The sequence below is a fragment of the Kribbella sp. NPDC048915 genome, from assembly GCF_040649595.1.
Classification (GTDB): Bacteria; Actinomycetota; Actinomycetes; order Propionibacteriales; family Kribbellaceae; genus Kribbella.
Genome location: NZ_JBEZFT010000020.1, coordinates 1 through 25,153, shown reverse-complemented (window position 1 = coordinate 25,153; position 25,153 = coordinate 1). Strand labels below are relative to the sequence as shown.

The 25,153-nt window shown below is 67.5% G+C and carries 23 protein-coding genes and 1 tRNA gene; 19 read left to right on the top strand and 5 right to left on the bottom strand.

Annotated elements, in window-relative coordinates; all coding sequences use genetic code 11:
• Positions 1-103: 103 nt before the first annotated feature.
• Entirely contained in the window at positions 104-3,853 is a 3,750-nt protein-coding gene (locus tag AB0B82_RS13455; RefSeq protein WP_360166414.1) for a S8 family serine peptidase, read from the bottom strand.
• 295 nt (positions 3,854-4,148) lie between these two features.
• Here AB0B82_RS13455 and AB0B82_RS13450 point away from each other — a divergent pair, with 295 nt between their 5' ends.
• The 7 genes from AB0B82_RS13450 to AB0B82_RS13420 all read left to right on the top strand — a co-directional run bounded on the left by AB0B82_RS13450 (position 4,149) and on the right by AB0B82_RS13420 (position 13,115).
• Positions 4,149-7,754: a hypothetical protein gene (locus AB0B82_RS13450; protein ID WP_360166411.1), complete on the top strand. Its 3,606-nt coding sequence runs from the start codon at positions 4,149-4,151 to the stop codon at positions 7,752-7,754.
• A 904-nt stretch (positions 7,755-8,658) separates the two neighbouring features.
• Entirely contained in the window at positions 8,659-8,883 is a 225-nt protein-coding gene (locus tag AB0B82_RS13445) for a hypothetical protein (protein WP_360166408.1), read from the top strand.
• Positions 8,873-9,385 carry a DUF6879 family protein gene (locus AB0B82_RS13440; RefSeq protein ID WP_360166405.1) on the top strand — a complete coding sequence of 171 codons (513 nt, stop codon included), beginning with the start codon at positions 8,873-8,875 and terminating at the stop codon, positions 9,383-9,385. Before AB0B82_RS13445 ends, AB0B82_RS13440 begins: the two co-directional genes overlap by 11 nt.
• Before the next feature lie 11 nt (positions 9,386-9,396).
• Positions 9,397-10,251 carry a helix-turn-helix transcriptional regulator gene (locus AB0B82_RS13435; RefSeq protein ID WP_360166402.1) on the top strand — a complete coding sequence of 285 codons (855 nt, stop codon included), beginning with the start codon at positions 9,397-9,399 and terminating at the stop codon, positions 10,249-10,251.
• Positions 10,252-10,311: 60 nt separating this feature from the next.
• On the top strand, positions 10,312-10,536 hold the full coding sequence (locus AB0B82_RS13430) for a hypothetical protein (protein WP_360166399.1): 225 nt from the start codon (positions 10,312-10,314) through the stop codon (positions 10,534-10,536).
• 76 nt (positions 10,537-10,612) lie between these two features.
• The gene (locus AB0B82_RS13425; RefSeq protein WP_360166396.1) at positions 10,613-10,816 is read left to right on the top strand and encodes a hypothetical protein; all 204 of its coding nucleotides are present in this window, start codon (positions 10,613-10,615) and stop codon (positions 10,814-10,816) included.
• Between the two features lie 538 nt (positions 10,817-11,354).
• Positions 11,355-13,115 (top strand): recombinase family protein, encoded by a 1,761-nt coding sequence (locus AB0B82_RS13420; RefSeq protein ID WP_360166393.1) that lies wholly within the window; start codon positions 11,355-11,357, stop codon positions 13,113-13,115.
• On the opposite strand, the gene AB0B82_RS13415 is transcribed toward AB0B82_RS13420, so the two are convergent.
• Positions 13,094-13,182: transfer RNA gene (locus AB0B82_RS13415), tRNA-Leu, on the bottom strand. The genes AB0B82_RS13420 and AB0B82_RS13415 overlap by 22 nt on opposite strands.
• 151 nt (positions 13,183-13,333) lie before the next feature.
• On the opposite strand from AB0B82_RS13415, the gene AB0B82_RS13410 reads away from it, so the two are divergent.
• Together AB0B82_RS13410 and AB0B82_RS13405 are read left to right on the top strand one after the other, a co-directional pair.
• Positions 13,334-14,143, top strand: coding sequence for a maleylpyruvate isomerase family mycothiol-dependent enzyme (locus AB0B82_RS13410; protein WP_360166390.1), 810 nt, complete (start codon positions 13,334-13,336; stop codon positions 14,141-14,143).
• Between the two features lie 10 nt (positions 14,144-14,153).
• Positions 14,154-14,642, top strand: a complete 489-nt coding sequence (locus AB0B82_RS13405) for a VOC family protein (protein ID WP_360166387.1) — start codon at positions 14,154-14,156, stop codon at positions 14,640-14,642.
• Positions 14,643-14,659: 17 nt separating this feature from the next.
• Here the strand turns inward: AB0B82_RS13405 and AB0B82_RS13400 are convergent, their stop codons facing one another.
• Positions 14,660-14,926, bottom strand: a complete 267-nt coding sequence (locus AB0B82_RS13400; protein WP_360166384.1) for a hypothetical protein — start codon at positions 14,924-14,926, stop codon at positions 14,660-14,662.
• A 53-nt stretch (positions 14,927-14,979) separates the two neighbouring features.
• On the opposite strand from AB0B82_RS13400, the gene AB0B82_RS13395 reads away from it, so the two are divergent.
• The 3 genes from AB0B82_RS13395 (at position 14,980) to AB0B82_RS13385 (ending at position 17,229) form a co-directional block, all read left to right on the top strand.
• Complete coding sequence (locus tag AB0B82_RS13395; protein WP_360166381.1) at positions 14,980-15,345, top strand: DUF6529 family protein; 366 nt, start codon at positions 14,980-14,982, stop codon at positions 15,343-15,345.
• An 11-nt stretch (positions 15,346-15,356) separates the two neighbouring features.
• On the top strand, positions 15,357-15,758 hold the full coding sequence (locus tag AB0B82_RS13390) for a Rieske (2Fe-2S) protein (protein WP_360166378.1): 402 nt from the start codon (positions 15,357-15,359) through the stop codon (positions 15,756-15,758).
• Between the two features lie 136 nt (positions 15,759-15,894).
• Complete coding sequence (locus AB0B82_RS13385; RefSeq protein WP_360166375.1) at positions 15,895-17,229, top strand: M20/M25/M40 family metallo-hydrolase; 1,335 nt, start codon at positions 15,895-15,897, stop codon at positions 17,227-17,229.
• A 182-nt stretch (positions 17,230-17,411) separates the two neighbouring features.
• Here AB0B82_RS13385 and AB0B82_RS13380 read toward each other — a convergent pair whose 3' ends face one another.
• Positions 17,412-17,531: a hypothetical protein gene (locus AB0B82_RS13380; RefSeq protein WP_360166617.1), complete on the bottom strand. Its 120-nt coding sequence runs from the start codon at positions 17,529-17,531 to the stop codon at positions 17,412-17,414.
• On the opposite strand from AB0B82_RS13380, the gene AB0B82_RS13375 reads away from it, so the two are divergent.
• Complete coding sequence (locus tag AB0B82_RS13375) at positions 17,476-18,459, top strand: LysR family transcriptional regulator (protein ID WP_360166372.1); 984 nt, start codon at positions 17,476-17,478, stop codon at positions 18,457-18,459. The two genes, AB0B82_RS13380 and AB0B82_RS13375, sit on opposite strands and share 56 nt — an antisense overlap.
• 81 nt (positions 18,460-18,540) lie before the next feature.
• Here the strand turns inward: AB0B82_RS13375 and AB0B82_RS13370 are convergent, their stop codons facing one another.
• The gene (locus AB0B82_RS13370; RefSeq protein ID WP_360166369.1) at positions 18,541-19,383 is read right to left on the bottom strand and encodes a helix-turn-helix transcriptional regulator; all 843 of its coding nucleotides are present in this window, start codon (positions 19,381-19,383) and stop codon (positions 18,541-18,543) included.
• Positions 19,384-19,469: 86 nt separating this feature from the next.
• Here AB0B82_RS13370 and AB0B82_RS13365 point away from each other — a divergent pair, with 86 nt between their 5' ends.
• From AB0B82_RS13365 to AB0B82_RS13340, 6 genes are all read left to right on the top strand, one after another.
• Positions 19,470-20,258: an SDR family oxidoreductase gene (locus tag AB0B82_RS13365; protein ID WP_360166366.1), complete on the top strand. Its 789-nt coding sequence runs from the start codon at positions 19,470-19,472 to the stop codon at positions 20,256-20,258.
• Positions 20,259-20,359: 101 nt separating this feature from the next.
• A complete protein-coding gene (locus tag AB0B82_RS13360; RefSeq protein WP_360166363.1) occupies positions 20,360-20,719 on the top strand; it encodes a response regulator transcription factor in 360 nt (119 codons plus the stop codon).
• A 290-nt stretch (positions 20,720-21,009) separates the two neighbouring features.
• Positions 21,010-22,107, top strand: a complete 1,098-nt coding sequence (locus tag AB0B82_RS13355; RefSeq protein ID WP_360166360.1) for a substrate-binding domain-containing protein — start codon at positions 21,010-21,012, stop codon at positions 22,105-22,107.
• Between the two features lie 93 nt (positions 22,108-22,200).
• On the top strand, positions 22,201-22,983 hold the full coding sequence (locus tag AB0B82_RS13350; RefSeq protein ID WP_360166357.1) for an ATP-binding cassette domain-containing protein: 783 nt from the start codon (positions 22,201-22,203) through the stop codon (positions 22,981-22,983).
• Positions 22,980-24,251, top strand: coding sequence for an ABC transporter permease (locus AB0B82_RS13345; protein ID WP_360166354.1), 1,272 nt, complete (start codon positions 22,980-22,982; stop codon positions 24,249-24,251). The genes AB0B82_RS13350 and AB0B82_RS13345 overlap by 4 nt, the downstream gene beginning before the upstream one ends.
• Positions 24,252-24,434: 183 nt before the next feature.
• A complete protein-coding gene (locus AB0B82_RS13340; RefSeq protein WP_360166351.1) occupies positions 24,435-24,995 on the top strand; it encodes a sigma-70 family RNA polymerase sigma factor in 561 nt (186 codons plus the stop codon).
• The last annotated feature ends 158 nt before the right edge of the window (positions 24,996-25,153 follow it).

Here is a 25,153-nt window from a genome sequence, read left to right as displayed (position 1 = left end):
GTAGTCCACGGCAGCGCACGTAGGAACCTGGGGACGAGGCCGGCCGCCGGGGCCCGGGAGGCGGCGCGACACCGCGCCGCCTCCCGGGCTGTGGCGTTACCCGTTATCTGAGGCCGAAGGCTCGGACGATCGTCTGGGTGATGCCGCCGCCGTTGCGCTGGTTGGCCGTGACGCGGACCGACACGTGGCCGGCCCGTGGTGGGGCGTGCAGTTGGGTCTCCCAGCTGCCCTTGCGCTCCTTCAGTTGCAGCCGTTGCCAGGTCGCGCCGTCGTCGTACGAGACCTCAAGCCCGACCGAGACCACCGCGTCCTGCCGGGCGCTGCTGCCCAGCACCACCGGCTTGACGGTGAAGACCGAGTTTCGCTTCGCCCGCCCCGCCGCGTCGACGTCCACGTCGTAGTCGAGCTGAGCCAGCGGCAGCGGCGCGTTCTCCTTCTCCCCGGACGTGAAGGTCCACTCGGTGTGCGTGCTCGTCGAGTACGGCGTCAGCTCGGGGTTCCCGACCGTGTCGACCACCAACCGGTACGGACGCTTCTCCGGCGCCAGGCCACCCACGCCGAAGTCCGGCCGCGGGCCGTTCCCGACCAGCCTCTCCTCGCCTTGGTACAGCGCGAAGCTGCGCGACATCACCGCGTCACCGCTGTGCGCGGACCCGCCGTCACCAAACCCGGCGATCATGCCGCCCATCGCATTGCCGACCCGGTGCGGAAGCTCGAACTCGACCATCCGGGGCCGCACGATCGGGCCGAACCACCGCTGGCTGAGCACGCTGCGCGGCTGGTAGCTCTTGATGTCCGTGAACGTCCACCAGCCGTTGATCGTGCCGTACTGCTGCCACTTGGCGCCCGCCGACACCCAGTCCGTCCGATGTCCTACCGCGGGCTTCGCCGGGAACTTCGGTACCCGGACCGATCCGAAGACGGCGTACGGGAACGCGGCCGGCCAGTACTCGTACGCCGGGCTGTCCTCACGGCTCTCCAGGACCTGTTGGCCGTTCGGAGGAGTGAAGTCGTTCTCGATCCGGGCGAGGCTGCCGGGGTCGGTGGCCGCGGACGGGTCGTCCGGGACCTTGCCCTGGTGGTAATCGGCCAGGTCGTACAGGTACGACGGCACCGGGTTGGCTGTCACGGTCAGCTCGGTCCGGCGCGTGGTGAGCTTCTTGATCATGGCCTCGCCGTCATCCAGGGTGAGCGATGCCGTGGGGATCGGACCGAGGGTCCGGCCGTCGACTCCGCCGTACCAGTCGCTGTAGCGGCCGATGCCATCGTTGACCACGAGCAGCATGGCCGCGCCGGCAGCGTGCGCCGCCGCGGCTCGCTCCGCGGGCGGTACGTCGATGCTGTTGCGGACGACAACCGCCTTGCCGCGCGCGTCCAAACCGCCGTACTCGGCGGACGTGCCGGTGCCGGCGAAGATGGGTGTCACGCGTTTCGTGCCGGCCTGGAACGCCGGGGAGCCGGGCTGGACGAGCAGCGAATCGTCGAGGCGACGGCCGTCGTACCTGATCGTCAACGGCGTCTGCTCTGCCCGGAACCGGGTGGTCAGAACGAAGCTGCCGGTACGGACCTTGTTCTTCGTGGGGAGTGCCCAGAAGCTGTCGTAGTCCGGCGGCGGCATGAAGATCTCGTGCAGTGCTGACCGGTCGTCCGGGGTCGGCTGCGCCGACGTGAAGGACCGGAAGATGTCGAACCTGCTCGTGGTCACGGTCGTCGGCTGGGGCGTGTCGACCTTGATCGGACGGCTGCGCGATGCGTCCAGGACGACCTCCCGGTCTGCGGTCAGGTCGACCTCAGGCGCGGTGAGGAAGGCCAGGCCGAGCGAGTTCGGGCCGTGGCTGCCGGGCACGTCCAGGGTCGAGACGATCGTGTACGAACCCGGTGCCCACCGGCTGGTGAGCTTGCCGTCCGCTGCCCACAGCAGGTTGGACTTCCCGTCCGCGCCGGTGACCTCGACCTCGCCGCTGACCGGCTTGCCGGTCTGGTCCTTGAGGTGCACGGTGAGGTTGTACTTCTCGGGCTCGACGGACATTCCGACGGCGGTGTGCACTGTGCCGGTCGACGATGTCGCGACGACCTGGGCGGCGTACTGGCCGGGAGCCAGTCCGTTCGGGTCCGCTGTGACACCGACCGAGATGGTGCCGTTCGCCGGCACGGCCACCTGGGCCGCGGCGAGGCGGAAGATCTCAGCGCGGTCGGTGGACAGCTGCAGCGTGATCGGGGTGTCCGTGGTGTTGCGGTAGCTGATCTGCCGCTCCACCGGCGTCCGGGCCGGCTCCGGCGACCACGCGACGAGCCCGGCGTCGACCGATCCGCTCGCGATGAGTTCGCCGTGCTGCGTGGCCGCCGCGACGTCGACGCGCCCGGTCCCCGCTTGGTACGGCGTGTACGCAGGCGTCAGCTTGCTGGTGCTCATCAGTGCGTCCTTGAGCTGCTGCGCGGTCCAGTCCGGGTGTTGCGCGGCGAGCAGGACGGCCGCGCCGGCGACGTGCGGAGTCGCCATCGACGTGCCGCTGTCGGTGCGGTAGTAGCCCTCGCCGTAGTCCAGGTACTGCGACCTCGCGGCCAGGACGTCGACGCCGGGTGCAGTCAGGTCGGGCTTCAGACCGTCGTCCAGCATCCGCGGGCCGGCGCTGGAGAAGTCGGCCAGCTGGTCCGAACCGTCCACCGCGCCGACGGTCAGGGCGGCGTCCGCGGTACCCGGTGCACTGACGCTGTACGGGTTGTGCCCGGAGTTGCCCGCGGCAACCACGAACAGGGCGCCGGTCTCGGCGCTCAGCTCATTCAGGGCCTGACTCACCGGATCGTCCTGGGTGTGCCAGGCGTCCGTCCCCAGGCTCATGCTGATCACCTTGGCGTGCTGGGTCCGCGCCGCCCACTCCATCCCGGCGATGACGCCGGAAATCGGACCGGACCCGCTGTCGCCGAGCACCTTGCCCACGATCAGATCCGCGTCCGGCGCGACGCCACGCTCCTTGCCGTCCGAGGCCGCGCCGGTACCGGCGACGGTCGACGCAGTGTGCGTGCCGTGACCGTTGCGGTCCACGACGTCCTCACCGGCCACGAAGCTCTTGCTCGCCACGATCCGCGGCGCCAGGTCGGGGTGCCCCGGATCCACACCGGAGTCCAGCACCGCGACCCGCACGCCGGCGCCGGTCACGCCCGCCGCCCAGGCCGCGGGCGCGCCGATCTGTGTGGTGGTGTCCGCGAGCATCGCCTTCGCCTTGGCGTCCAGCCAGATCTTGCCGATGCCCGCCGCGAACGAGGGCGCCGTAGCGGTTGTCGACTTCGTCCGCAGACCGGACTGTTCAGTCAGCGCCGACCAGAGCGAGGCCGCTTCGGACTTCTCGGCCTTGACAGCCGCGCCGTCGATCGACGGCAGGTCGAGCGTGGTGGTCGTGCCCGGCAGCGCCTCGCGGCGCGCGGACTTGGCGGCCACATTCGGCAAGCCGGCGACGACCAGGGGGAGATCCTTGCGTCGGGTGTCGTCGTACCCCTCGGCCACGAGTTCGCTGACGTTGAACAGCTGCTTGTCGAGCTGCCCGGTCGCGACGTACGGCATCGCACTGCCGGGGTAGACGTACGTGTCGCCGTTCTCGACGCTGATCTTCACCGGGCCGGTGGACTGTGGCGCACGTTCGACCGCCTGGACCGACACGGAGCGGCCGGGACCGGGCGCGACCGTGAGCTTGTCGCCGGTGATGAGCGTGACGTCGAGAGGTGTCCCCGCGGTCGCGTTGCTTGTGGTGGGGAGCGGTGGGGGAGGTTCGGCGCCGGCCGTCGTCGGAACGGCGAGACCGGCGATCAGGAGAAGCGCGGCGCCCGGCACGAGCAGCCAGCGGGCAGAAGAACGCATGGTGTCCTCTCGGTGATCTGTGGTGACCGAATCCGATCAGCCCCGAGGGACAGCTGTAAACGAAATGCCCTTTTTGGCCATCACCGCCGATATTTGGCACAAATGCGCACGCCGTCGAATACTACAGCCGGACTTCGTGTTCTCCGGCCGGAGCGGTCTTCGTTATGTGCCTGTCTTGGCGGATTTGGGGAGGACTTCTGGCCGATCCTGGGGTGAAATCCTCCCCGGATCGGGCCCGGATCGTGGCCTGACGCCGCCGCAGATCACGATCTCCGGCTGTAGTACTAATCTGTTCGTGTACGAGACCCAGGTGCAACAAAGGAAACGATCCGGGACGCATGCCTTGACCGAACAAAACAGTGGTACCCCAGCCGAAGGACCCATTGACCGGGGCACGCTTCCGCTCAGTTCGGACGCACCAACCTCAGGCCCCGGAGCTCATCGCGGGCTCTGGACCGTTCAGCGCGAGGAGCTCCACGACGCGCTCGCCTCGCAGAACACCCTGTGCGGCCAGCTGTACCGAGAGGCTGTCGACGCCCTGGGAACGCCTGTTCTCGACATCGGCAAACTGGTCGTCGCTGGCCACGCCGTCCGCGAACTTGTCAACCTGCTCCCTGCCGTCCTCGGCGACGTGAACCTCCCCGAGAGAGTGCGCGATTCCCGACTCCGCGACGATCTCGTGGCAGCGTGGGACGAGTACCAGGCCGATATCGCCGCCGGCACCGCCGCGCCCAGACTGATATCGAGCAAGGTCGCGAACGCCATCAACGCGTGGGTTCAAGCGCAAAACCAGATAACGGCGAACTCCCAGACGCGTCGAGCGGCGCTGGTCCTGGGGACGACCGATGCCGCCAATGACAGCAGCGTCAGGGTGGTCATTGGCGCGGTCGGCGCCTTCGAGCGCCTCCGCCATCCGTCGAAGGCGGACTCCGAGTCGCCGGTAGACCGAGCCGCATATCAGGACGCCCTGAGTACCATCGAGAACGCGATCACCAGTCGCATTCTTGGCTTCTTCGCTGTCAAGGAGAGGCTTCAGGACGTGGTCGACGCCGCAAATGTGCAGGCCGGGGAGGGCATCTGGACGCCACCAGCTGACCGCACCGTCTCGACAACGCTCGCACGGATCGGCGGCCTTCAACACCGTAGGATCTTCTTCGATCAGCTGAGCAACCCTGAGTGGATCCGGCCCCTGGATCGCCTCGGCGCACTCGAGCCACCGGATCCGGTCAACGCAGACGCCGAGCAACGCTGGCAACTATGGCCGGCGGGGGACTATCTGGTGCGGATGGCTGAGCACCGCCCCGCTGAGGTGCGGCAGGTGTTGCTCCGAGTCGTCGGCGAGGACACGGTATGGCCCGCGAAAGCTCGGCTCCTCGAAGCGGCTCTTCGGATGCCGGTCGCGGAGTCTCGAGCGATGGCATCGGCTATCCAGTCGCAGCTCAAGGGCGAGCTGGACCCGAATGTCGCGCTCGACGTAGTGACCTTCATCGAACGGCTAGCGGGAGCCGGAGAGATGCGGCCGGCGATGCGACTCGCACAGACTCTGCTGCGTCCGCGTCTCTCGTCCGATGGGGGAAGGGTCGGCCGCCGGGATGTACGAGCCGGAATCGACTCATACTGGTATGTGGAGGCTCTGAAGCGGGTGACGTCCGCACTCAGCGCCGACCCGCGCCTTCTCCGCACCGTGTACGCATGGCTGCGTGAGGAGCAGCAACTCAGCGATTCCTGGGACCCAGACAGAGACTGGGACCCAAGCATCATCTGGCGGCCATCGATCAGCGACCACGAACAGAACTATCGACACCACGACATCGCAGACGCGCTGGTTGATGCCCTGAGGGACGTTGCGATCCGTCAGATGGAGTCCGGAGCCGACCTCGAGACGGTGATGGGGACGCTCGAACGCGACAGGATGCCGATCGGAATGAGGATCGCTGCGTTTGCGTTGTCGGCGCAGGTCGGTAAACGAAGCGATGTTCTCAAGGTAGCAACAGGGCGGGTGCTCGACCGGGAGCTCCTTCACCGGCCGTGGTTCTTCCGTGAATACACCGAGCTCGCCGCGGCAACCCTGCCGCTGCTCAGCGACGCCAACTACTCCCGCTGGGAGGCGCTCGTGGACGCGGGCCCTCAGGTCAGTAACGAACGTCGTCAGCGGATTTTGGAGCACCGGAAGGAAGAACAGACCGAAGAGCAGGCTCTCGTTGAGTACGCCACCATGCGGCGCCACGAACTCCTCTCAGCCGTTGGCGCAGACGCCCTGCGAGGTCGTCTCCTCGAGACACACAACGCACTCGTCGAAGACCTCGGCGAGTATGAACACGCTGGCTTCCGTAGTTGGCACTGGACGTCAACAGGCGAACAGGCTCCTCTCATCGCGGTCGAACTCGCTGGAATGCCGGCTGAGGAGGTTCTCGTCACCTTGCGTGATTGGAAACCGGACAAGACTCAAAGCGGTACCAAGGAGGGTCTTGCGGAGTCGCTTCGTGACGTCGTCGCGGCCCGAGTCGGCGAGTTCAGCGCTTTGACACCGAGGTTTGTGCAATTGGACGACCCATACCGGTCCCGGTTTCTGGACGGCATCCGGAACGCGGTCGAGCCCAGTGCGTCGACGATCGACTGGGAAGCCTATTTGCTCGGTGCCGGCCTCCTGCGCAGCATCATCGACGGTCAAGACGGCCGCTCGACGTACTTGCTGCAGCAGGTGTGCGACACGATCGAGCGGGCGGTCAGCAGCCCGAAGTCGCGAATTCCCGAGCCGTTCCTCGCCGATGCTGTCGCGATGGTCGCAACGTGCATTGACGACCCGAACCCGAGCGACGAGGACGCACTCGGAAATGATCACCTCACCAAGGCGTTTAACACGACGCGCCCGGTTGCGGTTCGTACCCTGATTCGTCTTGCGAGAGCGGCCAAGCTCACTCACCGCGAGGAGTTCGACTCGACGCAGGTCATAGCCGCCGTTCAAGAGAGCCTCCACAGCCGGCTCGTTCCGCGTGATGCCAGTCTTGCAGTCGCATCGGCATTCGGCGAGGGCCTGAGCCTGATGATGTGGACGGACGCATCGTGGACCGCGTCGTGGCTAGGAAGCGCCACCACTAGCGCCACCACTAACGACGCCTGGGGCGACGTCTTCGTCACCACCGCCCTGACGACCAACACGACCAGTACACAGTTGTTGAACGACCTTTGGCCCAGCATCGATGCCATCCTTGACCGGACTGCCGCAAATGAGCCTGTCGAGATGGGCTGGCGGTCGGACCGATCCGTCGACGAGGCCGTCGGCGACCACCTGATGACCCTGGCCATGTGGGGCTCAGGCTCTCCTTGGCCAGAACGCACGGAGTCGTACTTCGCGCGCGTGAGCACCGAAGCCGCTGCATCCGTGCTCGGGCACGTGGGCTGGCGCCTGATGAACACGACCGAACCTCCGCGGGAACTCGTCGAGCGGGCTGAAGCTATCTGGGACGCTCGACAAGCTGCCGTCGATCGCGGCGATGCCGACGCCGGTCAACTCGCCCAGTTCTACTGGTGGGTCCACAGCAACAAGTTCCCGGTCACTTGGTGGCTACCCCGTCTCGCCCACGTGGCCGACCAGATCGACTTCGACGGCCGCAGCTTCATCGGCGAACACATCGAGGAAGCTGCGCGCACCCACCCCGGGGAGGCCGTGGCCCTCATGACCCGACTCCTCCGACGCGACGAATCCGGGACGCTGGCGCGCTACGGACTTGTCACCTCGGCTCCAAAGGTCATCGCGCTCGGTCTGCGTGACGCCGATGAAGCGGTCAGACAGGCATCCCGGAAGATGATGGACCTGCTCGGCGAGCAGGGCGTCGTCGATATGGACGACCAGGTGACAAGAGCCGCACAGGAACTCGACGCTACGAATGACGTGACATGACAAGACGACGCCTGTCGCGCTACTGCGTCACGCCGCCGCCATTGAGGTACACCGGATGCTTTGACGACCAGGGTCGCGGACGTTGTGCGGCTTAGCCCTCTCCCGGTCGAAAACGCGATCACACAACACCGCGGGGTACCTGATCGAGGTCCGCTCGAGACGGGTTGCCTGGGCGTTGGAGTTCTCCGGTCGGATGCTGGAACAAAGTCAGGTCGACCAACCTCCGATCGCCAAACTCCACCATCGGCATCGGCGCCACGGAGCACCACGAGTGGATTGCCTGCCCTCCGAGGAAGATTGCCCGAGGCAAATTCCTGCTACGTCGCTGCTACGTGGAACGCTGACAAACCACGATGACCACCGGGCACCCATGAGACACAAAACGGCAGGTCACACCGCAGATCATCATAGTCCCGCCGACACGCTCAACAGGCTGGAGGACATCTACACCATCTTCGAAGTCACCCCTGAGATCCGGCGGTTGGTGATCGCCCCAGCCATCTCGGGCTGGACGTATCAGGTACGTGATGCTGTCGGGGAATGGGGTTACCCGCGCGTGCTATGCGGCCGCTCTGGTCGACATCGCTGCGCTCCTCCCGCGTTTGCGCGCGTGCTCGATGCCGATTGAACCGCCCGGTCCGCATCCGCGCATCCAACTTGGTATTCCAAGCGTTCGGCCGCACAACTGCGCCACCAGCAGGCCCAGCAGGCCTGCAGCAACGGCGAGCAGATCACTGTGCTGGTTGGGCTCGCTCCGTCCCGATACCTTCGAGCGGCGCCCGGATTGGCATCTCGCTCAGCCGGGAACCCCATGAGGTCCGACACGCCGTCGGCGGATGTCCTGGTGCGCCCGTGTGGCCTACGCTGCAAGTTCATGCAATTCGATCTCTGAGGGGAGCAGATCGTGGCACTTAGGTTCATTGGTAAGGATCCGGAATCGCCGAACACCAACTCGCCGACCGTGTGGGTGGACGAGGCGGACGGCAGCTTGGTGATCCAAGGCTGGAAGTTGGACGACACGGCGACGGCGGAGGTCAATGCGACCGCTCCGATTCCGGAGCACGAGACGGTGCTGCGGATCCCGGCGCGGATGGCGCCATACCTGAAGGAGGCGATGGGTGACGGCTGAGCCGGCAGCCTTCCAACTGTTCGGGGAGGCCGAGCACAGCGCACTGCACCTCGAGGCACGTGACCTGTACGAGCCAGCCGATCCCGACTGGAACGAGTGGAAGTCCGGTCACCGGTTCGACCCGGCCGAGCGGTGGGCGGCCTTTCATGACCTGGTGCGCGAGACGACGGGGCGCGGCGTCGAAGTCCGGCGGGCGAGGATCGTGTCTGAGCCGATCAGCGAGTATGTCCGGTTCGAGTACGACGTGACCGAGGCGCACAACGTCGCGGCCGGCGAGCAAGTCAGGTGGTTGCCTCGGCAGCAGGCCACTGGGCTCACGGTGCCTGCGAACGACTTCTGGGTGTTCGACGAGCAGATCGTGCTCTGGAACTTCTTCGACGGCGACGGAACGTGGGTGGGCGAGGAGCGGGTCGACGACCCGGAACTCGCGAAGGCTTGCGTAGCATCGTTCGACGCCGTCTGGGATCGCGCCATCCCACACGAGGAGTATCAGCCGACCTGAGAGCGACACCGTTGCCGACACCACCCGCCTTCTCCAATGCGCAGAAGGCCAAGAGCGACTTTGGTGCCCGCCTCGGTGAGATCCGGAAAGCATCCGGCCTCACCGGGCGGGCACTCGCTGCATCCTGTGGCTGGCACGAGTCGAAGGTGTCGCGCATCGAGAACGGCAAGACCTCGCCATCTGTGGACGACATCCGTGCTTGGGCAGCCGAGTGTGGGGCCACAGATCAGATCCCCGACCTCGTGGCGTCCCTCGAAGCGATCGAGGGGATGTTCGTCGAGTGGCGTCGTATGGAGCGGACCGGGTTGCGCCGCGCACAGCAGGCGGTACTGCCGCTCTGGGAGCGCACCAAGCGCTTCCGCACGTACTCGCCGTGGCTGATCCCCGGAGCGGTGCAGACCGAGAGCTACACGCGGGCCGTTCTTCGCGGAACCTCCGCCCGTCGCGGCCTGCCGGACGACGTCGAGGCCGCGGTAGCGGTACGCAAGGACCGTTTGCGGCTGCTGCGCGACGGCACCCGGACCTTTGCGGTCCTGATTGAGGAGGCCGTCCTGCGGAATGTGATCGGCGACTCCGATGTCATGGCCGGTCAGCTGGGGCACTTGCTCACCGTTGGCGAGCTGCCGTCGGTCTCGCTCGGGATCCTGCCCATGGGCGCCGACCGAACGGCGATGCCACCGGTCGAGGACTTCTGGATCTTCGACGACGCCCAGGTCAATGTCGAACTGATCTCCGGATACCTCACGATCACGCAGCCCGGAGAGGTGGCGACGTACGCCGACGCGTTCGCCCGGCTCGCGGAAATCGCTGTCGTAGGTGCGCCCGCGCGGCGACTGATCGCCGGGGCGATCGAGGCCCTCGAGTAGGTCATGCAAGTTCGTGCAAGTTCGTCGCGCAGCGAGGCGTGTTGCTCTTAGGTTCGCTTCATGGCAGGGATGAATGACACCGAGGAGCGGATGCGGGATTGGCCGGTCTTGAAGGCCGCCCAGGACTTCGATTGCGACGGGCGAAACCCGAGGACTGATCGGGACTGTGTGCTCGGTCATCACCAGGGTTATCACCGGGACGAGATGGGCGTGGAGTGGTTGGACGACGGTGACATGGCTCGTCCTGACTGGCTGACGCAGCGCCCGTACGACCCGCGGGACTGAGCGACGGGACGCGCGCGTCGATCGCGTTCGCTCCGTCTCGCCTCCACGTGAGCAGCGACCAGCCGGAGGCGCAGAGGTGACGCCCCTGATCGAGCAACTCGACAGTCTCGGGATCGCCATGGATCAGGGATTGATCTCCCGAGACGGAGCGATCGCCTGCTTGGCGGAGTGGCGCGGCCTCACCATGAAGGGCGCTGCCGCTTTCGTCGATGAATGGCCTGAGGTGAAGAGTCGCTACGAGGCGTTCTGGCGGCAATTCGGCGACGGGTTTCAGCCGTGATGCTTCAGCCGTGCAGGGAGCCTCGCAATTGGTCGACGTGACACCGGCAACCGTTCTCGGTTCGGGAGATTCCGGACCGGTCGCGGTGTCGATGGCCCTGAGGGCAGATGAATCGGTTGCGATGATGAGGGCGCGCGCGGGCGACGGAGATCGCGGTGGATGCCGGCTGGCCAGATGACAGTTACCGGTGGGTTTGTCGCATGCGAGTTCGGCGACCTGTGGGTGTTCCGCCATAGCCGCAGGCTCGTCGGCCGTCCCCAACGCAAGCCGCTCCTCGGCCCGGATTGCTCAGTCATTCGCGACGTTTCGCAGCGGTTCCTGATTGACAATTCTCTCGTGACCGCGAGCGTTGAGCGTTCATGGCGGATGGGCGAGAGGTTCAGCGGGAACGGCGTGAGTCGTGGGTTGGAGTGGAAACGCCGGATCGGGTCCCGGTGCTTTCTCCACAGTCTGCTCGTGTGCTTCGGCGGATCATCATTCGTCTGGCAAGGTCGCGGCGTGGGGCCGATCAGCGGTCTCGGGCGGAGGAGGACGCATCGTGGGTGGGGTAGATGAGTGGGCGACCTTGGATGACCTGCTTGGGATGGAGGCGTTGGCGGACCGACCCGCGAGTAGCGAGGGGATGGGGCGGCTCGCGTTTTACTGGCGGTGTTCGACGGAGGACAACCAGGATCCGAAGTCGTCGTTGGCCTGGCAACTGGGTGAGGCTGCGCGGTTCGTCGAGCCGCTCGGGGGTGAGATCGTCGAGGAGTTCTTCGATATCGGGCAGTCGCGGTCGTTGCCGTGGGAGCGGCGCGACGAGGCCAGCCGGGTATTCCAGGAGTTGAAGAATCCTCGGCGCGGCTGGGACGGCCTCGTGGTGGGGGAGGCGACGAGGTGCTGGTACGGCAATCAGTTCAGCTTGACCTGGCCGAAGTTCCATCGCTACGGCGTCTCGCTGTGGATACCGAGCCTCGGCGGGCAGTTCGATCCTGAGAACACCGTGCACGACATGGCGATGACCATCACGGGTGGGCTGTCGAAGTCGGAACGTCAGCATGTGCAACGGCGCGTACGCGCGGCGATGGCGGCCCAGGTGATCACCGATGGCCGGTACCAAGGCGGCAGGGCGCCGTACGGGTATGTGGTCGTCGACGCCGGTCCACACCCGAATCCGCGGAAGGCGCAAGAGGGCTACCGGCTCAGGGTGCTTGCCATCGACAACGAGGCGGCGGCCGTCGTCGAGCGCATCTTTCAGCTCTACCTCGACGGCCTGGGGCTGAAGTCGATCGCTGAGACGCTCAACCTCGAAGGCGTGCCGTGCCCATCGGCTCACACGCCTCAGCAGAATCGGCACCGTAGAGGTGACGGTTGGCAGCACACCACGGTGAAGGCGATCCTCGAGAATCCGCGGTACACGGGCTTCGCGATCTACGGGCGGTGGCAGAAGGTCGAGGAACTGCTGGATCCCGAGGACGTGGCTGCAGGTCATGTCGTGCGCTTCCGGCGGTCGCCGCAGTCAAAGATCGTGCGTTCGCGCGAGCCTGCCCACCCGGCGATCGTGTCCGTCGACACGTTCACGCGCGTGCAGTTGGAGCTGCGTGTGCGTCGGGGGAGTGGTCCGGCGGATCAGGCGAAGCGGGAGCGGACGCGGGTGACCACGACGCGCGTGTACCGGCTACGTGCTCGCGTGAGGTGTGAGTTGTGCGGGCGGAAGATGCAGGGCGCGGCGAGGAAGCACGCCATCTTCTACCGGTGCAGCGCGCGGACCTTGGTACCAGGTACGCCGGTCGCGGACCTCCATCCCGCCAACGTGTACCTCCGCGAGGACGTCCTGACCCGGAAGCTGAACGCCTGGATCGCGACGCTGTTCAGCTCGGAGCACCTCGACGAGACCGCGCACGCGCTGGCGGCTGTCGACGATGATCACGAGTTGGCATCAGTTGCGGCCCGGTTGGCGCAGAGGGTTCAGACAGCGAAGGCCGCGATGGTGCGTTTGCGGCGGGCGCTGGAGGCCGGCTGGGATCCGGTGGCGTTGACGGAGCAGTACAACGCGGCGGCGGCCGAGAAGCGGTCCGCAGAGGCCGAGCTCAGCGCGTTGAAGGTGCCCGAGCGGGTGTCGGCCGAGGACATCCGCAAGATGGTCCAGGACCTGGGGGACATGACCGTGGCTCTCGATCAGGCCGACGCGAGCGACATGAGATCGCTATATGAAGCCCTGGGTCTGCAAGTGAGTTACAACCACGAGACCAGATCCGCTGAAGTCGCCATGAGCCCCGCTCTGCGTGGCTTTAGCGTTGGTGTCCGAGGGGGGACTTGAACCCCCACGCCCTAAAACGGGCACTAGCACCTCAAGCTAGCGCGTCTGCCTATTCCGCCACCCGGACGAGTGATCCGCACCTCTGCGGTGCTGACCGGAGAACAGTAGCAAACTCCAGGGGTGGAATTCACATCGGGGCTCGGGGGTGGTGACGGGGGCGTGTCGGCAGCGTAGTTTGAAATTCAAACAGTGGCCTCAGGGGTGGAGGTGAGGACGCCGTGGACGAGTGGAACGGCATGTCGTACGCGGGTAAGGAGACGTTGCTCCGGGTCGTCCGGCAGGAGGCGGAGCTGTTCTTCGGGATGGTGGAACAGGACGGGGTCTGGGAGGCGCCGACCGGCGCGGGGCACTGGGAAGTGCGGGATGTGGTGGCGCATCTCACGGACACCACCGAGTCGTACTTCGTCGCGTTCGACGCGGCCCGCTCGCAGGAGGAGGTGCCGCCGGCGTACGGGCTGCCGGGGATGGCCGAGCGGGTGGACAAACAGGCGCTGGCGCTGCGCGGCGTACCGCAGGCGGAGCTGATCGAGCGGTTGCGCACCGACTTCGACAAGATGATGGGGATCTTCGAGGCGCTCAGGCCGGACGACTGGGGCGGGTTCGTCGTGCCGCATTTCTACATGGGTCCGCTGCCCGCGTTCTTCTTCCCGGCGTTCCAGTTGATGGACTACGGCGTGCACTCGTGGGACATCCGGCAGGGCACCGGCCGGGCGCACGGGTTGTCCGGCGAGGCCGCCGATCTGCTGGTCCCGTTCATGTTCGTGCTGTGGAAGTACACGACCGGGGGGAAGGATCCGTGCGAGCTCGGCATCCGGATCACCAGCGGCCCGAACGCGGGCGACACCCGGGTGGCGGTCGGTCCGGACGGCATGGACTACGCGGCCGGGGAGATCGACGACCTGCCCGCGGTGATCGAGTTCGATCCGGGCAGTTTCGTGCTGACCGCGTTCGGGCGCAGCAACGCCGGTACGATCCGAGGCGACCGGGCGGTCGCCGACCGGTACCTGAATCTTTTCTTCCGGATCTGAGGGGGAGTGGATGACCGAGATCGACCTGCCCACGATCGAAGCCGAGCGGGACCGGATCAGGTCGGCGTACCTGAAGAAGGGCCAGAAATCGTCCGCACGTGGGCTTCATCACACTGCGTTACTGAGCTCGGACGTCGAGCGCACGGTGCGGTTCTACCAGGACGTGCTCGGCTTCCCGCTGACCGAAATGGTCGGCAACCGGGACTACGAGGGCTCGACGCACTTCTTTTTCGACATCGGCAACGGCAACCTGTTGGCGTTCTTCGACTTCCCGGGTCTCGACCTCGGGCCGTACGCCGAAGTGCTCGGCGGACTGCACCACCTGGCGATCTCCGTGGCGCCCGAGCAGTGGGAGCGACTGAAGCGCAACCTGGACGAGGCGGGTGTGGAGTACCTCGAGGAGAGCGGTACGTCGATCTACTTCCGCGACCCAGACGGCGCCCGGATCGAACTGATCGCCGACCCGCTCGGCGAGATGTACGGCCTCAAGGTCCTGTGAGCCCTGCGGCGGCTCGGTCAAGCGGTGGCGGCCGAGCCGTCCGGGGAAGGTTCGCCGGCCGGATGCTCGACGAGGGCGACAACGCGAGCGGACAGGAAGCGGGCGGTGCGGACGGGCGTGCCGGATCGGGTCACCTCGGCCACCTCGGTGACGCTGCGGTTCGTGGTGATCTCGACGCGGCGGCCGGCCTTGGTGGCGGCGATCTCGTACGACGAGACGCCGTTGCCGGTGTCGACGACGATCTCGACGCGATCGCCCTTCATGAACCCAACGTACTCGTCCACGCCGTTGACCGGACTGCTGCGTGGGCGGGATCCTCGTGTCGGGGCGGGGTGACATGGGGCAGCGAAATCCGTTGGTGACGTTGGCGGCGAGCCGAGTGGGCCTGCTCGTCGTGAACAGCACCCAGACCGGCACCCCGACCGGCACCCGAGCACCAACGAGACCAGCAGTCCGGCCGCGGCCAGTGCCGTCACGCCGGTACGCGTTGGGCTTCCAGTACAGCGAACCGCGTGTACTGATCCACTCGCTGCTCGGCTGCTTCTTCTACGGCGCCTTCGTCGCAAAGATGCTGACGCTCACCCGCGCCGACGCGCCGCGCTGGCTGCTGCCGGTCGCCGGCGGCGCGGTGTTCACCGGACTCGTCGGCCTGTGGCTGACGTCCTCGTTGTGGTTCTTCACCACGTTCGGCATCATCCGCTGAAGGGAGCAGTCGTGGATGCACCAAGCCGCCGTGCCATCCTGGCCGGAACCGCCGCCGGGCTCGCGGGCGTCACCGCGTGTCAGAAGTACGGCGAACCCACGTCGACGCCGGCGCCCGCGCCGGCCAACACCGTGCTCGGCAAGACCGCGGACATCCCGGTCGGCGGCGGCGTGATCTTCGCAGCGAACCAAGTCGTGGTGACGCAGCCGGACAAGGACACCTTCAAGGCGTTCAGCGCGGTCTGCACGCATATGGGCTGCATCGTTGCCACCGTCTCGGACGGCACCATCAACTGCGACTGCCACGGCAGCAAGTACGCCGTTGCGACCGGCGCGGTCGTCGCCGGGCCGGCGCCGCGCCCGCTGCCGCCGGAAGAGATCTCGATCACCGGCGGCACGATCACGCTGACCTGACACCGATCCCGGGCCCGACCCAAACCCAGGCCTGATGCAGGCCCCCGGCCAGATCGGACCTTGTCCGGAACTTTCCCGGAACCGGCCCGGACCTTTCCCAGACCTGACGTGGTCCACGGACCAGGTGTGGGGGAGGATGGGCCTCATGACGACCCCCAGTGACCGTACGTCGTACGCCCCCGACGCCGAGGTGGTGGAGCTGTGCAGTGAGCTGATCCGGATCGACACCACGAACTACGGCAACGGCAAGAGCAACGGCGAGCGGGGCGCCGCGGAGTACGTCGCGGCCAGGCTGGACGAGGTCGGCATCGAGTCGACGATCTACGAGTCGGAGCCGGGCCGGGCGACGCTGGTCGCGCACTGGGAAGGCGAGGACCAGAGCGCCGACCCGTTGCTCGTGCACGGGCATCTCGACGTCGTCCCCGCGGACCCGAAGGACTGGAAGGTCGACCCGTTCGCGGGCGAGATCTTCGACGGCTGCGTGTGGGGTCGCGGCGCGGTCGACATGAAGGACTTCGACGCGATGGTGCTGTCGGTCGTGCGGGCTCGGCAGCGCGCCGGCGTGAAGCCGCGACGCCCGGTGCGACTCGTGTTCACCGCGGACGAGGAGGCCGGGGGTGTGTACGGCGCGAAGTGGCTGGTGGAGAACCACCCGGACACCGTCGCGGACTGCACCGAGGGCATCGGCGAGGTCGGCGGGTTCTCGATCACGGTCAAGGACGACCTCCGGCTGTACCTGATCGAGACCGCCGAAAAGGGCATGAACTGGATGCGCCTCAAGGCCCGCGGTACGGCGGGGCACGGGTCGATGGTCAACACCGACAACGCCGTCACCGAGCTGACCCGGGCCGTGACACGGATCGGTGAGTACGAATGGCCGCTGCGGATCACGCCGACCGTGCGCGAGTTCCTGAAGACGCTCGAGGACGTGCTCGGCGTCGAGCTCGACCCGGAGGACATGACCGGGACGCTGGCGAAGCTGGGCAGCTTCAGCCGGATGTTCGGCGCGACGATCCGCAACACCGCGAACCCGACGATGCTGAACGCCGGCTACAAGGTGAACGTGATCCCGGGCGACGCCGAGGCGCACATCGACGGGCGGTTCCTGCCCGGGTACGAGGACGAGTTCCACGCGACCATCGACGAGCTGCTCGGCGACAAGGTGCAGCGCGAAACCGTGGTCACCGACATCGCGCTGGAGACCGAGTTCAGCGGTGGACTGGTCGAGGCGATGAAGGCGTGCGTGCAGGCCGAGGATCCGCAGAGCCGGTTCGCTCCGTTGCTGATGTCGGGCGGCACCGATGCCAAGTCGTGGAGCCGGCTGGGCGTGCGCTGCTTTGGCTTCGTGCCGCTGCAACTGCCGCCGGACCTGGACTTCATGGGCATGTTCCACGGCATCGACGAGCGGGTGCCGACGTCGGCGCTGGAGTTCGGCTCCCGCGTCCTCGACCGCTTCCTCGACCAGGCCTGAAGCCCGCGGACCACGGCCCCAGCTCGCGGACCAGGCCCAGCCCGCCTGCCGGGCCAATGTTCGCGGTCGCCGTGCCAGAGCGCGGGCCGGGGCCTGAGCTCTAGCGCGCCGGCGTGGAGCGCGGGTCAGGCTTGAGCTCGCTCGGGGACAGGCGACGGCGTAGACCGCGTCAAGAGGCAGTACTAGAGTTCGCGGATCACCCGCGCCGGTACGCCGGCCGCCACCGTCCGTGCAGGGACGTCGTGCGTGACCACAGCGCCTGCAGCGACGACGGCGTCCGCGCCGACTGTCACGCCCTGCAGGACGAGCGCCGAGGCGCCGACCCAGACGTTGCGCTCGAGCCCCGATACCGGGCTGTTCCAGGCTGCCGCCGACGAATTGCGGATCACCCAGCAGGCGGTCTCGAAGCGGATGGCGGCGTTGGAGCGGTCGCTCGGTGTCCCGCTGTTCGTCCGGTCCGCGCGGGGGGCTCGGCTGAGCGCTGACGGGCAGATCTTTCTGCCGCATGCGCGGGAGCTGGTGCGGGTCGCGGCGCGTGCGGCAGAAGCGGTCCGCACGAGCAGCCGGCCGCTGCGCATCGACGTACTCAATCGACGTACCGCTCCGGCCACCTCGCTGCACAGCTTTCACCTGGCCAACCCCGATGCGGAGCTCGAGGTGGTGACGCTACCGGACGCGGACGTCGTGAAGGCCGTTGCCGACGGCACCATTGACGCGACGTTCCGGGCGTTGCGGTCGCCGCGTCCGGTGAACCCTCCGCTCCGAGCCGCGCGGGCGATCGACGACCGTCATCAACTACTCGTCGGGCCGCGGCACCCGCTCGCGGACGCGACCAGCCTCAGGCTCGCGGATCTCCACGGCCACCCGATCTGGATGCCCGGACTGGAGGCCGGCACCGAGTGGGCGTCGTACTACGACGACCTGTCCGCGACGTTCGGCCTGCGGATCGACACCGTCGGACCGAGCTTCGGTGTCGAGGTTCTCCTCGACGAGCTCGCCGGATCGGCCGACCTGGCGACTCTCGTCGGGGAGGGGACGCGGTACCTGTGGCCCGAGCGCTACGACCTGCGCCGAATCCCGATCGTGGATCCCACCCCCGTCTACCCACACTCGATCATCTGGCGCGACGACAACCGGCATCCGGTGTTGCTCGGATTCCTCGACCACCTGCACGAGCAGCGCCGCAACACGCCGCCCGGCGAGACCTGGACCCCTACCTGGGTTCGCTGACGGTACCTCCAGGTATGCAGAACCCGGTCCCGACCCGGGTTTTGAGCAGGTTTCGGGCACTTCTGCATTGCTGGAGAAACGTCAGAACGAACCGCCGACGCCAATGACGTTGAGCAGGGCCAAGGCTTCGGCGTCGCGGGAGCCGGCCGGGGCGCTGTAGAGCACGAGGTGCTGGTCGCGGTCGGTGAGGGTGAGCGAGTCGCAGTCGACGGTGACCTCACCGACGGCCGGATGCCGGAAGGTCTTCCTCAGCATCGGCGCTCCCTGGACGTCGTGCCGATCCCACAGCCGGGCGAACTCGGTGCTGACGTCGTACAGCTCGTCGATCAGCCCGGTCACCTCCGGGTCTTTCGGGTAGCGGGTGAGCGCGGTTCGCAGCTCCATCACCACGTGGTGACGAAACTCGGCCGGATCGGACACGCCGTACAGGCTGCCCGCCACCTCCCGCGAGCCGAGGAACGCGCGCCGCGCGAGATTACGTTCCGCGGGCTCGAGGACGGAAAAGTCCTGCATGAGCGCGGCCGCGAGCTCGTTCCACGCGAGCACCTCGAAGATCGCCGACGTCACGAACGCGGCCGTCTGCGGCAACCGTTCGATCAGGGCGAGGATGCTCGGGCGGACGTCGCGGCGATGCAGGCCGTTCCGCGTCGGCGCCGTACCGGCGAGTGCGTGCAGGTGGTCGGACTCCGCATCGGTCAGCAGCAGCGCACCGGAAATCCCCGCGAGCACCTCACCCGACGGCCTCGGCGCGCGGCCCTGCTCCAGGCGGACGTAGTACTCCGTTGAGATGTGCGCGAGTACGGCGACCTCCTCACGACGGAGTCCCGGCGTACGGCGGCGTTGACCGGACGGAAGGCCGACGTCCTCGGGGCGCAGCCGCTCGCGACGAGTGCGGAGGAACGCTGCCAGTTCCTGCTTGTCCATGCGTCCAGTGTGCAGGTCGCGCGCCGGCGGAGCCTGGTACAACCTGTGCCTGTCTCGGCGCCGGCGGCCGCCGCAGGGTGGATTGCATGACAACAACCACCGTTTCCAGGAACCATGCCCCGATCGGCCTGCTCGAGGGCAAGGTCGTGTTCATCACCGGTGCGAGCCGAGGGATCGGCGAGGCGGCGGCGCGACTCTTCGCGGACGATGGTGCCGCGGTCGTGCTCGGCGCCCGCAGTACCGACGCGCTCGACCGCATCGTCCGCGAGATCCGGGCGAAGGGCGGTGTCGCGGACGCCACGCCGCTCGATCTGACGGACCGGTCGAGTATCCGCGCCGCGGTCGATCGGGTCGAGCAGTTGCACGGGCGGCTCGACGGCGCGTTCAACAACGGCGCGGTCGGGCAGCGACACCCCGGCGCCGTCGAAACGCTCGAGGACGAGGTCGTCGAGGAGCAGTTCGTGGTGAACTTCCACGCGCACTGGATCGCGATGACCGCCGAGGCCGCCTTGATGCGCGAGGGCGGCGCGATTGTGAACACGTCGAGCATCGGCAGCCGGCGGGCGAACCCGGTGCTGCCGGCGTACGGCGCGATGAAGCGCGCACTCAACAGCCTCACCGAGTCCGCCGCCGTGACGTGGGCACCGCGGGGCATCCGGGTGAACGGCATCACGCCCGGCGGCACCGCCACCGAGATGATGGACGCCTGGGACGCGGCGGCGCCCGGGACCATCGACCGGATCACCGCCACCATCCCGCTCGGCCGGATGGCCGAGCCTCGCGAGGTCGCCGAAGCCGCCGCCTGGCTGCTGAGCGACCGAGCCTCGATGGTCACCGGAGCCATTCTTCCCGTGGACGGCGGCGCGGGAGCGTAACCCGACCTGCGCACTCGCTGTCAACCGGCTGGCACCGATGGTGGCCGAAACTCCCGCTAGCAGGAATGCTCGGGGCGTGCTCGCGGTGTGAGGGTGGGGGGATGGTGAGCTGTCTGATCGTGGATGACAACGCCGGGTTCCTGGCGGCGGCAGCTCGATTGTTGCGGCGGCAAGGACTCGACGTCGTCGGTACGGCGCACGACGGCGTGGAGGCGGAGCGGCTGGCGGGGGAGTTGCGGCCCGATGTCGTGCTGATGGACATCGACCTCGGCGGCGAGAGCGGGCTCGAGGTGACCGCGCGGCTGTGCCGGGAATCCGAGCTGCCGATCGTGCTGATCTCGACGCACGCCGAGCAGGACTACCGCGACCTGATCGCCGCCAGCCCGGCCGCCGGGTTCCTGGCCAAGACCGACCTGTCGGCCGCGGCGATCCTCGAGCTGCTCGGCCGCTCGCAGCACTGATTGTTCACGCCGGCACCGGTCGTCGGCCGGCACTGATCGTCGCCCGACACTCATCGTCAGCGCTGGTCGTTGCCCACAGCCCGCTTCGGCCTGCCTCGTGATCGCGGCGGGCCGAAGACCGTTGCCCTGACTCCGCAGCTACCTGCTGGCAGGTAGCTGAGGAGTCGTTGCAGATGCCGGGACCACCCGCTTCCCACTAGCGGGTACCGAAGATGGACGCTCGCGTCGTCGCCCGGACACCCTCCGAAGGCGAATCCTGAGCTCGACCAAGGCTTAGGAAGGACGCATCGATGCGAACGACATTCCGTACCGCGCTGGCGAGCACCGGCATCGCGGTCATGCTGCTCGGCGGTCTGGCCGCCTGCGGGAGCGGCAACAGCTCCTCGGGCAGCTCGGCGCCGGCGAACACCAAGGTCGGCATCCTGCTGCCCGACACGGCGTCCTCGCCGCGCTGGGTCTCGGCCGACCCGACGGTGTTGCGCCAGCAGTGCGCCGAGCACAAGCTCACGTGCTACATCGACAACGCCAATGGCAGCGCGACGACGCAGCAGTCGCAGGCACAGGCCTTGATCAACGCCGGTGTCGGCGTCCTGATGGTCGTGAACCTCGACCCGGGATCCGGTAAGGCGATCGAGGCGCTGGCCCAGCAGCACAACGTGGTGACGATCGACTACGACCGGCTGACCACCGGCGGTTCGGCGTCGTACTACGTCTCGTACGACAACGTGAAGGTCGGCGAGGACCAGGGCACCGCGCTGGCCGCCTGCCCGCAGGTCAAGGGCAAGAGCCAGGTCGGGTACGTCGAGATCGACGGCGCGGCGACCGACAACAACGCGACCCAGTTCGCGGCAGGCTACAACTCGGTGCTGTCCAAGCAGCCGGGCTGGACCAAGCTCGCGGACCAGAGCGGCAACTGGGACGCCGCGACGGCGCAGACCGTGTTCACCACAATGCTCGGTCAGCACCCCAACCTGAACGCGGTGATGGTTGCCAACGACACCATGGCGCAGTCGGTCATCAACGTCCTGAAGGCTCAGGGACTGGCCGGCAAGGTCGCGGTCTCGGGACAGGACTCGACCGCCGGCGGTCTGGACAACGTGATGGCCGGCACCCAGTGCTTCACGATCTACAAGCCGGTCGCCGGTGAGGCGGACGTGGCGGTCGACCTGGCCGCGAAGATCCTCTCGGGTCAGAAGCCGAGCGCGCCGACGACGGTCAAGGACCCGACGACCGGCCGCGAGGTTCCGGCGTACCTGGCCGACCCGACCGTCATCACCAAGGCGAACGTCGCCCGTCCGGTGGACGACGGCTACGTGAGCGCCGCGGCCGTGTGCCCGACGCCCGCGATCGCGAAGCTGTGCGCCGCGAACGGCCTCAAGGTGCCCTGATCGACGCCGTCCGATCTCGACAGCGTGAGCAGCATTCAACAGTGGGGCCGGCCGCGCGGCCGGCCCCGCTTTCGACAGAGACAGGTGACAGATATGAGCAATCAACCGACGCTGGAGTTGCATGGCGTCGACAAGTCGTTCGGCCCGGTGCGCGTCCTGACCGACGTCGACTTCACCGCGGCCGCGGGCGAGGTGACCGCACTGGTCGGTGACAACGGCGCCGGCAAGTCGACGATGGTCAAGTGCATCGGCGGTATCCACCGCATCGACACCGGTCAGATCGTCGTGGACGGTACGCCGCAGACCGTCGCCGATCCGCGGGAGGCCGCCCGGCTCGGAATCGAGATCGTCCACCAGGACCTCGCGCTGTGCGACAACCTCGACATCGTCCAGAACATGTTCCTCGGCCGGGAGCGGATCTCCCGGCTGCGCACGCTCGACGAGAACGGCATGGAGAAACTGGCCCGCCAGACGCTGGCGTCGCTGTCGGTCCGCACCGTGCACTCCGTCCGCCAGCGGGTGTCGAGCCTGTCCGGCGGCCAGCGGCAGACCGTCGCGATCGCGAAGTCCGTGCTGTGGCAGTCCAAGGTCGTCGTCCTCGACGAGCCGACCGCCGCGCTCGGTGTCGCGCAGACCGCGCAGGTCCTCGACCTGGTCCGCCGGCTCGCCGATCAGGGCGTCGCGGTGATCCTGGTGTCGCACAACATGAACGACGTGATGAAGGTCGCCGACTCGATCGGCGTGCTGTTCCTCGGGCGGATGGCCGCGCAGGTGCGCCGCCGCGACGTCACCCAGACCCAGGTGGTCGAGTTGATCACCACCGGGCGTACCGGGGATCTCGGGCTGTCCGAGCAGGCGTCCGGAGCGGCCGTATGAGCGTCCAGACTTCCGACGTCGTCGAGCAGCTCCAGCCGTCGCAGGACGAACCGAGCTCGTTGGCCGGCTACGTCAAGGAGTACGTCGCCCGGGTCCGCGGGGGCGAGCTCGGCTCCATCCCGGCACTCGCCGGGCTGATTGTGATCACCGCGGTCTTCGCCATCGTGCACCAGGGCTTCCTGAGCGCGTACAACCTGGAGGCGCTCGTCATCCAGGCCGCGCCGGTGATCGTGATGGCGATGGGCCTGATCTTCGTCCTGCTGCTCGGCGAGATCGACCTCTCGGCCGGTACGACGGGCGGTCTGGCGTCGGCGATCATCGCCGTACTGATCCTGCGGCACGGGGTGACCTGGTGGCTTGCGCTGATCGTCGGCCTCGCGGCCGGTGTCGGGATCGGCCTGGGAATGGGCTGGTTGCGGGCGCGGGTCGGGATCCCGTCGTTCGTCATCACGCTGGCGACGTTCCTGGCCTTTCAAGGCATCACGCTGATCCTGATCGGCGGACAGGGGTCGGTGAACCTGCCTGACGGTTCGCCGCTGATCAAGCTGGAGAACAGCTTCGTCCCGCTGTGGCTCGGCTGGACGTTGCTCGTGGTCTTCGTCGTCGGGTACGCCGCCATCAAGGTGAACGACGTACTGGGCCGGCGTCGCGACGGACTCAGCCATCCGCCGCTGACCGTCATCGCGGCCAAGGTGATCGTGGTGGCGGTGCTCGGCGCGCTGTTCACGTACGAGATGAGCGTCAACCGCAACCTGACCTCGAACGCGTTCTTCGCGAACAAGGCACAGGGGATGCCGTGGGTCGTCGTACTGCTCGTGCTGCTGTACGTCGCCTGGCACTTCGTGCTGACGAGGACGCGGTACGGGCGGCATCTGTTCGCGGTGGGCGGCAACGAGGAAGCCGCGCGGCGGGCCGGTGTCGTGGTGTCGCGGATCCGGATCTCGGCGTTCGCGATCTGTTCCGGGATGGCCGCGATCTCCGGTGTGGTGGCGGCGTCGCTGCTGCAGTCCGTTCAGTCGAACGCGGGCGCCGGGAACACGCTGCTGCTCGCCGTCGGTGCGGCGGTGATCGGCGGTACGTCACTGTTCGGCGGACACGGCCGGATGATCGACGCCGTACTGGGCGGGCTGGTCGTGGCCGTGATCACCAACGGGATGAGCGACCTGATCCAGGGCGCGAACTCGGCCGGCTACGAGTGGGTCGTGACCGGCGCCGTGCTGTTGCTGGCGGCCGGTTTCGACGCCGTCGTACGGCGTGGACGTGGTTGATTTATTGGTGATTGATACAGTTGTCGTTGGTGTTGCCAACCGGGTCGGGCCGTCGTGGTCCGGCCCGGTTCTGGTCTGTTCTGGCATACCTGCTAGCCGGTACTGCGGGTTTACCGGCAGCCGGTTGCGCGGTTGGGTGCTCACGTCGACGCCGTGCCGGACGATCCGGCGGATGCTGCTGGTATGGACACCCCGCACCGCACCTCACACCGCTCAGGGGAGCTGAGGGACCGATTCGAAGCCGAGGTCCTGCCGCTCCGCCCCCGACTCTACATCGCCGCGCTCCGGCTGGCCGGAAACCCCACCGACGCCGAGGATCTGCTGCAGGAGATGTACCTGCACGCGTACCGCGGCTTCGGCCGCTTCGAGCCCGGTTCGAACCTCAACGCGTGGCTGCACCGGATCCTCAAGAACGCTTTCATCAACACGTACCGTCAGCGCCAGCGCCGCCCGGTCGTCGTACCCGAGGAAACCTCCGCCGACTCCCGCATCGACCGCGCCGACGTCGAAGACTCCGCGGAAACCGTCGTGATCGACACCGTGCTCGACGAGCGCCTCCAGGACGCCCTGTGGTCGCTGCCCGAGCACTACCGCCGCGTCGTCCTCCTGCACGACGTCGACGGCTACAGCTACAAGGAAATCGCCGGCATCGTCGACATCCCCCTGGGCACCGTGATGTCCCGCCTGCACCGCGGCCACCGAGCCCTCCGCAAACGCCTCAGCCCTCTCCCCACCGCCGCCTGACCCAGCCTTCCCTCCAAGTCGCGCCCCTCACCACCAACGCTGCTCGAAACCCCGTCAGACCCGCCCAGATCCTGCACAGATCCGCCTGGACCCCGCGCTCTCACTTGGCCTCTCGGCCCGCGCCACTCTCGGCTCGTGCGCCGTCCGTAGGTACAACC

Bases quoted from the DNA above. Each gene is read 5' to 3' on its own strand.
- AB0B82_RS13455 (WP_360166414.1), bottom strand. From the start codon at position 3,853: ATGCGTTCTTCTGCCCGCTGGCTGCTCGTGCCGGGCGCCGCGCTTCTC.
- AB0B82_RS13430 (WP_360166399.1), top strand. From the start codon at position 10,312: ATGGCAGGGATGAATGACACCGAGGAGCGGATGCGGGATTGGCCGGTC.
- AB0B82_RS13405 (WP_360166387.1), top strand. From the start codon at position 14,154: ATGACCGAGATCGACCTGCCCACGATCGAAGCCGAGCGGGACCGGATC.
- AB0B82_RS13395 (WP_360166381.1), top strand. From the start codon at position 14,980: ATGGGGCAGCGAAATCCGTTGGTGACGTTGGCGGCGAGCCGAGTGGGC.
- AB0B82_RS13385 (WP_360166375.1), top strand. From the start codon at position 15,895: ATGGGCCTCATGACGACCCCCAGTGACCGTACGTCGTACGCCCCCGAC.
- AB0B82_RS13370 (WP_360166369.1), bottom strand. From the start codon at position 19,383: ATGGACAAGCAGGAACTGGCAGCGTTCCTCCGCACTCGTCGCGAGCGG.
- AB0B82_RS13365 (WP_360166366.1), top strand. From the start codon at position 19,470: ATGACAACAACCACCGTTTCCAGGAACCATGCCCCGATCGGCCTGCTC.
- AB0B82_RS13360 (WP_360166363.1), top strand. From the start codon at position 20,360: ATGGTGAGCTGTCTGATCGTGGATGACAACGCCGGGTTCCTGGCGGCG.
- AB0B82_RS13355 (WP_360166360.1), top strand. From the start codon at position 21,010: ATGCGAACGACATTCCGTACCGCGCTGGCGAGCACCGGCATCGCGGTC.
- AB0B82_RS13350 (WP_360166357.1), top strand. From the start codon at position 22,201: ATGAGCAATCAACCGACGCTGGAGTTGCATGGCGTCGACAAGTCGTTC.
- AB0B82_RS13345 (WP_360166354.1), top strand. From the start codon at position 22,980: ATGAGCGTCCAGACTTCCGACGTCGTCGAGCAGCTCCAGCCGTCGCAG.
- AB0B82_RS13340 (WP_360166351.1), top strand. From the start codon at position 24,435: ATGGACACCCCGCACCGCACCTCACACCGCTCAGGGGAGCTGAGGGAC.